At 52.0% G+C, this 6,184-nt stretch carries 7 protein-coding genes; 1 reads left to right on the forward strand and 6 read right to left on the reverse strand.

Going from position 1 to position 6,184, the window contains the following annotated elements:
• Positions 1–106: 106 nt before the first annotated feature.
• The 5 genes from hisF to ACFPVS_RS11195 all read right to left on the reverse strand — a co-directional run bounded on the left by hisF (position 107) and on the right by ACFPVS_RS11195 (position 3,958).
• Positions 107–874, reverse strand: coding sequence for an imidazole glycerol phosphate synthase subunit HisF (gene hisF / locus ACFPVS_RS11175; RefSeq protein ID WP_096295840.1), 768 nt, complete (start codon positions 872–874; stop codon positions 107–109).
• Positions 875–956: 82 nt separating this feature from the next.
• Complete coding sequence (locus ACFPVS_RS11180) at positions 957–1,274, reverse strand: multidrug transporter MatE (RefSeq protein WP_096295839.1); 318 nt, start codon at positions 1,272–1,274, stop codon at positions 957–959.
• A gap of 130 nt (positions 1,275–1,404) precedes the next feature.
• Positions 1,405–2,142, reverse strand: coding sequence for a 1-(5-phosphoribosyl)-5-[(5-phosphoribosylamino)methylideneamino]imidazole-4-carboxamide isomerase (gene hisA / locus ACFPVS_RS11185; protein WP_378595776.1), 738 nt, complete (start codon positions 2,140–2,142; stop codon positions 1,405–1,407).
• A gap of 142 nt (positions 2,143–2,284) precedes the next feature.
• A complete protein-coding gene (hisH, locus tag ACFPVS_RS11190) occupies positions 2,285–2,929 on the reverse strand; it encodes an imidazole glycerol phosphate synthase subunit HisH (RefSeq protein ID WP_096295838.1) in 645 nt (214 codons plus the stop codon).
• 138 nt (positions 2,930–3,067) lie between these two features.
• A complete protein-coding gene (locus tag ACFPVS_RS11195; protein ID WP_123804605.1) occupies positions 3,068–3,958 on the reverse strand; it encodes a DMT family transporter in 891 nt (296 codons plus the stop codon).
• 414 nt (positions 3,959–4,372) lie between these two features.
• Here ACFPVS_RS11195 and ACFPVS_RS11200 point away from each other — a divergent pair, with 414 nt between their 5' ends.
• Complete coding sequence (locus ACFPVS_RS11200) at positions 4,373–5,362, forward strand: LLM class flavin-dependent oxidoreductase (protein ID WP_096295837.1); 990 nt, start codon at positions 4,373–4,375, stop codon at positions 5,360–5,362.
• A gap of 178 nt (positions 5,363–5,540) precedes the next feature.
• Here ACFPVS_RS11200 and ACFPVS_RS11205 read toward each other — a convergent pair whose 3' ends face one another.
• The gene (locus tag ACFPVS_RS11205) at positions 5,541–6,062 is read right to left on the reverse strand and encodes a hypothetical protein (RefSeq protein WP_378595777.1); all 522 of its coding nucleotides are present in this window, start codon (positions 6,060–6,062) and stop codon (positions 5,541–5,543) included.
• Positions 6,063–6,184 lie beyond the last annotated feature (122 nt).

Raw genomic sequence — 6,184 nt, forward strand, 5'->3', positions numbered from 1 at the left:
GTGTTTTAGGTTTCAGACGGCATGGAATAAAGGATTAAATGTTTACTTTAGTGAGAGCGCATTCAAACGGCTTGTCGGCAATATATCAGCAGGCCGTCTGAAATGATTACAACCGCACTTCAATCCCTGCTGCCTGCATGGCCAGTTTGGCTTCGTGAATGCTGACTTCGCCGAAGTGGAAAATACTTGCTGCCAACACGGCATCGGCTTTGCCTTCTTTCACGCCGTCGATTAAGTGTTGCATATTGCCCACCCCGCCGGAAGCGATTACGGGGATATCGACTGCTTCGGAAATGGCGCGGTTCAGCGGCAGGTTGAAGCCGATTTTGGTGCCGTCCCTATCCATGCTGGTAAGCAGGATTTCGCCGGCGCCGCGTTTCTGCATTTCCACCGCCCATTCTACTGCGTCCAGACCGGTTGGTTTGCGGCCGCCGTGGGTGAAAATTTCCCAGCGTGTGTTTTCAGGATTGACCGCTTTGGCATCGATGGCCACCACAATCGCTTGCGAGCCGAAAAAGCCGCTGGCTTCGTTGACCAAATCAGGATTGGTCACGGCGGCGGTGTTGATGCTGGCTTTGTCGGCACCGGCATTGAGCAGGCGGCGCACATCGGCCACTGAGCGCACGCCGCCGCCGACGGTGAGCGGAATGAATACTTGCGATGCCACTTCTTCAATCACATGCAAAATGGTGTCGCGGTTGTCGGAAGAAGCGGTGATGTCGAGAAAGGTCAGCTCGTCGGCACCTTCGTCGTTATAGCGTTTGGCGACGTCAATCGGGTTGCCTGCATCGCGCAGGCCGAGAAAGTTGACGCCTTTGACCACGCGACCGTTATCTACGTCTAAACAGGGGATAATGCGTTTTGCCAATGCCATTGAAAGGATTTCCATCAATAAAAAGCGGTTGCGGTGTGTGCAACAGGTTTGAGGCCGTCTGAAAGAGTCAGGCGGCCTAGGTCTAACTCAGCCAGCCGCTGACCCAGTCGGGCAGATATTGCAGCAATTGAAAATAACCGATGCCCGCAGCGGCGGCCATGAGCATGGTGCTCATAAAGCTGGTGCTGAAACGGTTGACGATGATGAAAACAACGGCGATATACACCCATAATGCGCCGTTGAGCGCCACCCAATGACCGTCAATTTCCGGTATGGCAAAAGCGGTCAGTTGGCGCATGATGACGGCCAAAATGGTAAACCACAGACTTTCGGTCAGCGGATAAATGTCGCGGTCGGCAGACCAAATCAACCAAAAGCCTAAGACGAATGCTTCCAGCATGTGTAACCCCTTAATGATTGAATAAAACCGCTTTGCCTGTTGGTTTTATATCGTGGCAAAGCAATCAAGCGTGGTAGGGCGCAGTAAAATGAAACGCAGGCGCACCCTATAAAATATGGTTTGAAACAGATTAGGCCAACGAATCGGCCAGCTTTTGTGCTTCGGCAAAATCAATGCTGCCTTCGTAAATTGCACGGCCGGTAATCGCACCGGCCACGCCGCTTTTTTCGACCGCGCACAGGGCGCGGATGTCGTTCAAATCGGTCAGGCCGCCGGAGGCAATCACGGGAATCTTAATCGATTCGGCCAGCTTGACGGTGGCATCAATGTTCACGCCGCTCATCATGCCGTCGCGGCCGATGTCGGTGTAGATGATGCTGTTGACACCGTCGTCTTCAAATTGTTTGGCCAAATCAATGACATGATGTTCGGTCACGGTTGCCCAGCCGTCAATCGCCACCATACCTTCTTTGGCATCCAAGCCGACGATGATTTGGCCGGGAAAGGCTTTGCAGGCTTCGCGCACGAACTCGGGGTTTTTCACGGCAGCGGTGCCGATGATGACGTCGGTCAGACCCAAATCCAGATATTTTTCGATGGTGGCCAAATCACGGATGCCGCCGCCCAATTGCACGGGAATGTGTTGCGCCACGGCGGCCAGGATTTCTTTAATCGCAGGGAAGTTCTTCGGTTCGCCCGCAAATGCGCCGTTCAAATCCACCAAATGCAGACGGCGCGCGCCTTGCTTGAACCAGTGTTCGGCAGTTTGCGCCGGCGTATCGGAAAATACGGTTGCCTGATCCATCAAGCCTTGCTTCAGACGCACGCATTGACCGTCTTTTAAATCGATTGCAGGGATAAGTAACATAATTTTTCCAAAGTAGGTTTCAGACGGCCTGATGATAGGCTTTCTGAAAAACAGAATCATGATGTGCAAATCATTTTACACAATTTAGCGAATTTTAGCACGATTCAGGCGTCTTCGATACGCTTTGTTTCGTGCCGGATCTTTATGGCTGCCAGTTTAAGAAATTGCGCAACAGCAGCAAGCCGCCGTCATGGCTTTTTTCGGTGTGGAATTGGGTGGCAAACACATTATCTTGGCCGACAATGCAGGCAAATTCTTCCGGATATTCGCTGGTACCCAATACGATGTCGCTGTTTTGCGGCGCGAAGTAGTAGCTGTGTACAAAGTAAAAGCGCGTGTTTTGCGCGATGTCGGCAAACAGCGGATGGCTTTGGGTTTGGCGCACCGCATTCCAGCCCATGTGCGGCACTTTCAATTTGCCGCCGTTGGCATCGTGGCGGTTGGCGGCAAAGCGCTTCACGTCACCGGCAAACCAGCCCAAACCGGCGGTGTCGCCTTCTTCACTGTGGTTGAACAATAATTGTGCGCCGACGCAAATGCCGAAGAACGGCTTGTTTTTCAGGCTGTCTGAAACCGCTTCGCCCAAGCCGCTTTGCTGCAACGCGCCCATGCAGTCGGGCATGGCACCTTGGCCGGGGAAAATGATTTTGTCGGCGGCAAACACTTCGTCCGGCTTGTCGGTCAGAAAAATATCGGCCTGCAAGCCGGCCAATTTTTGCGCGGCCTGTACGGATTTCAGCACCGAGTGCAAATTACCCATGCCGTAATCGACAACAGCTACTTTCATGTTGATCCTTTTAATGTGCAAATCATTGTAGTGGACGGTATTGTAACAAAAAATCCGCGTGCTTTTGTTGACAATTTAAAACAAACTAACAAAAGGCCGTCTGAAAGGGGAAATTATTTCAGACGGCCTATTTTGTTATCATTTGCGGTTGGATAACACCAACCCGCAGGCAATCAGTACAATGCCGATGAGATGGTAAGCGTGCAGCTTTTCGCTTAAAAATAACACCGCCAGCAACACGCCGAAGGCCGGAATCAAATGCACCGACAAACCCGTGCGTACCGGCCCGACTTTTTCCACCGCCATTGTATAAAGCAGATAAGCCGCCACCGAGGGCAGCAAGCCGACATAGGCTAAGGCGAGCAAGGCGGCAGGGCTGAACACAATCTCTGCGCCTGAAGCCGTTTCCCACAGCCACAATGGCATTAAAGCGACTAAGCCGATGATGATTTGCACCGCCATCAAGCCTATGCGGTTGATTTCGGCGGGCAGCGTTTTCATCCACAAGGTATAAAGCGCCCAGCAAATCATTGCCGCAAACACAATCAAATCACCCGAATTAAACTGCATGGCCAATAAGTTGTCCCATTCCCCATGAAGAATAATGCTCAATACGCCCGACATCGACAGCACCAAGCCGCCAATCTGCGCCGGCAGCAGCGTCTGGCGGTAAAACAACACACCGAAAAACATAATCAGCACCGGAATGCAGGAATTGAGCAGCAGCGCATTGGTGGTGGTCGTGTGGTGCAAGCCCATATAAACCAAGGTGTTGAACGACGCCACTCCCGCCAGCGATACCGCCACGATTTTGGCTGGATATTGTTTGTATAAAGGCAAATCGCGGCGCATGTGTTGCCACGCAAAAGGCAGAATCACCGCCAGCGCAATTGCCCAGCGGCCAAACGACAAATTTAAAGGGGGAATATCGCCACGCACCGCACGTCCGACCACGAAATTGCCCGCCCAAAACAGCGGCGGCAACACCAACAGCGGCACCGTCGACCAAAAAGAAGCATTCGGTTTCATCACAAGCGGCCAAAGAAAAAAGACAGCAGATTTTAACACAGGCCGTCTGAAAGGTTCAGACGGCCTGTGAACTGTGCAAACCCCGGATTTGAATACAGTTCTCAGTTAGAGCCACGCAGAAAGCGCAGGCATTATCTTGATAGTCAAAATTTCGAGAAGCACATAACGAAGAATTGTGCAAAAGGCGGAGATTTTGAAAAAGCCTCAGCCTTAGCGCATATTTATGGCAGCCATGATTTTATTCAATTATAAAAAGATACACGTGTGAATGCTGATTCGGTAAGCGTTTGCCTTATCCACCTGCTTGAAAATAAACTTTATTCATCAAGGCCGTCTGAAAAAGCATTGATAATTTTTCAGACAGCCTTATCTGCTTATATATATCGAAACAACCACACCCAATCAGGAACGATTATGCTCAAACTCTCCATGCTCAACCTTGTGCCTTTGCGCGAAGGCCAAACCCCAAAACAGGCTATCCAATCGATGGTGACGCTGGCGCAGACCGCCGAGCGTTTGGGTTATGAACGCTATTGGATTGCCGAACACCACAATATGCCCAATTTGCTCAGTTCCGCTACACAATTGCTGGTCGGTCATACTTTGGCCAACACGCAGACCATCCGCGTCGGCACCGGCGGCGTGATGCTGCCCAACCACAGCCCGCTGGCCGTGGCTGAGCAATACGGCACTTTGGCCACCATATACGGCGACCGCATCGATTTAGGTGTCGGCCGTGCGCCGGGCACCGATCCGCGCACCGCCTTGGCCTTGCGCCGCAACGCGCAAGACGTGTCGATGAATTTTCCGCACGACATCCAAACCATCCAACGCTATTTCGGCAGCGCAGACGAGCAGGGTTACGTCAAAGCCTATTTGGCGATGGATAAAAACGTGCCTCTTTATATTCTCGGCTCCAGCACCGAAAGCGCCTATCTCGCCACCGGACTCGGTATGCCGTATGTGTTCGCCGGCCACTTTGCCCCACGCATGATGGAAATGGCGGTGCAAATCTACCGCAACGGCTTCAAGCCGTCAAAATATCTCGACAAACCCGAAGTCATCATCTGCGTCAACATCATCGTTGCCGATACCGACGAGGAAGCGCATTTGCTGCACACCTCGCAACAACAGCAGTTTTTAGGCGTGGTCAGCGGCCAAATGAAACCGCTGCAACCGCCGGTAGCCGATATGTCGGCCGTGTGGAGCGACGACCAAGAATTTGCCGTGAAACAAATGCTGGGCGAAGACATCATCGGCAGCAAAGAGAGCGTGCGCAAACAACTGCTCAACCTGCAAGCGCGCGTCCAAGCCGATGAGATTATGGCTTTGAACTATATTTACGACGAAGCCAAACAGGCCGAATCGTTTGAAATGCTGAAAGAAATTGCCGATACGCTGTAAACTGTTGGTTGATAAAACAGGCCGTCTGAAACATCACTTTCAGACGGCCTGTTCATGCCAAACCATGGCGTTATTGCCGTAGGTACGGCTAAGCTTTGCCCAAGCAAAGCGTAACCGTGCGCACGCTTGCCGGGCTTGGCGCATGGTTACTTTAATCATTAACAGAATCATTAACAGACTACCGTACGGTTACGCCGCTTGGGGCGGCTGGCCGTATCTGCGGGGTCTGGCTTTGGTCTATCACATCGGCAATATTTCGGCGCAATGAATAGGGGCGCGGTGCGGCACAGCCCAAGCGTATCAAAATTACAGGCGATGTATTAAGCGACAGGGCTTGTGCCATATTTTGTGCGACAGTGCGTTCTTCACAGGGCTGGTTGAGATAGCAATGGGCGAGGCCGTGTGCGGTGGCGGCAAGCAGGAAGCGTTGCAGGGTGCGCCCTAAGTTGATCCAATGCGTGACAGTTTGCTGTTCCAGAGTAAACAGGGCGAAATGGGAGGCTCGGTTTATTTGCCGTTGGCAAGACTTGTGCTGCGGTATTTCGCGCATGGCAAACGACATGGCGGTTTCGGCTATCCAACGCGGCACATTCGGCGCACCAAAGGCAGCGTAACTCAATCCGTCCCGTGTTTGGTCTTGGTGTTTTTTATTGTAGCGCAACCATGTTTTCAGCTCTTGTTTGAAGGCAGGGTTTCGCATTTGCAAGGTATTGGCCTGTAAGATGTATAGCAAATAAACTTATTTATCGATACACGCCTGAAACAGCCAATCCACATCCGCCATTCTCAGCCGATTCCCAACACCTTTAATCCAAGCCCGCT

Origin of the sequence: Neisseria weixii, from assembly GCF_042658245.1 — a bacterium.
Taxonomy (GTDB): domain Bacteria; phylum Pseudomonadota; class Gammaproteobacteria; order Burkholderiales; family Neisseriaceae; genus Neisseria; species Neisseria weixii.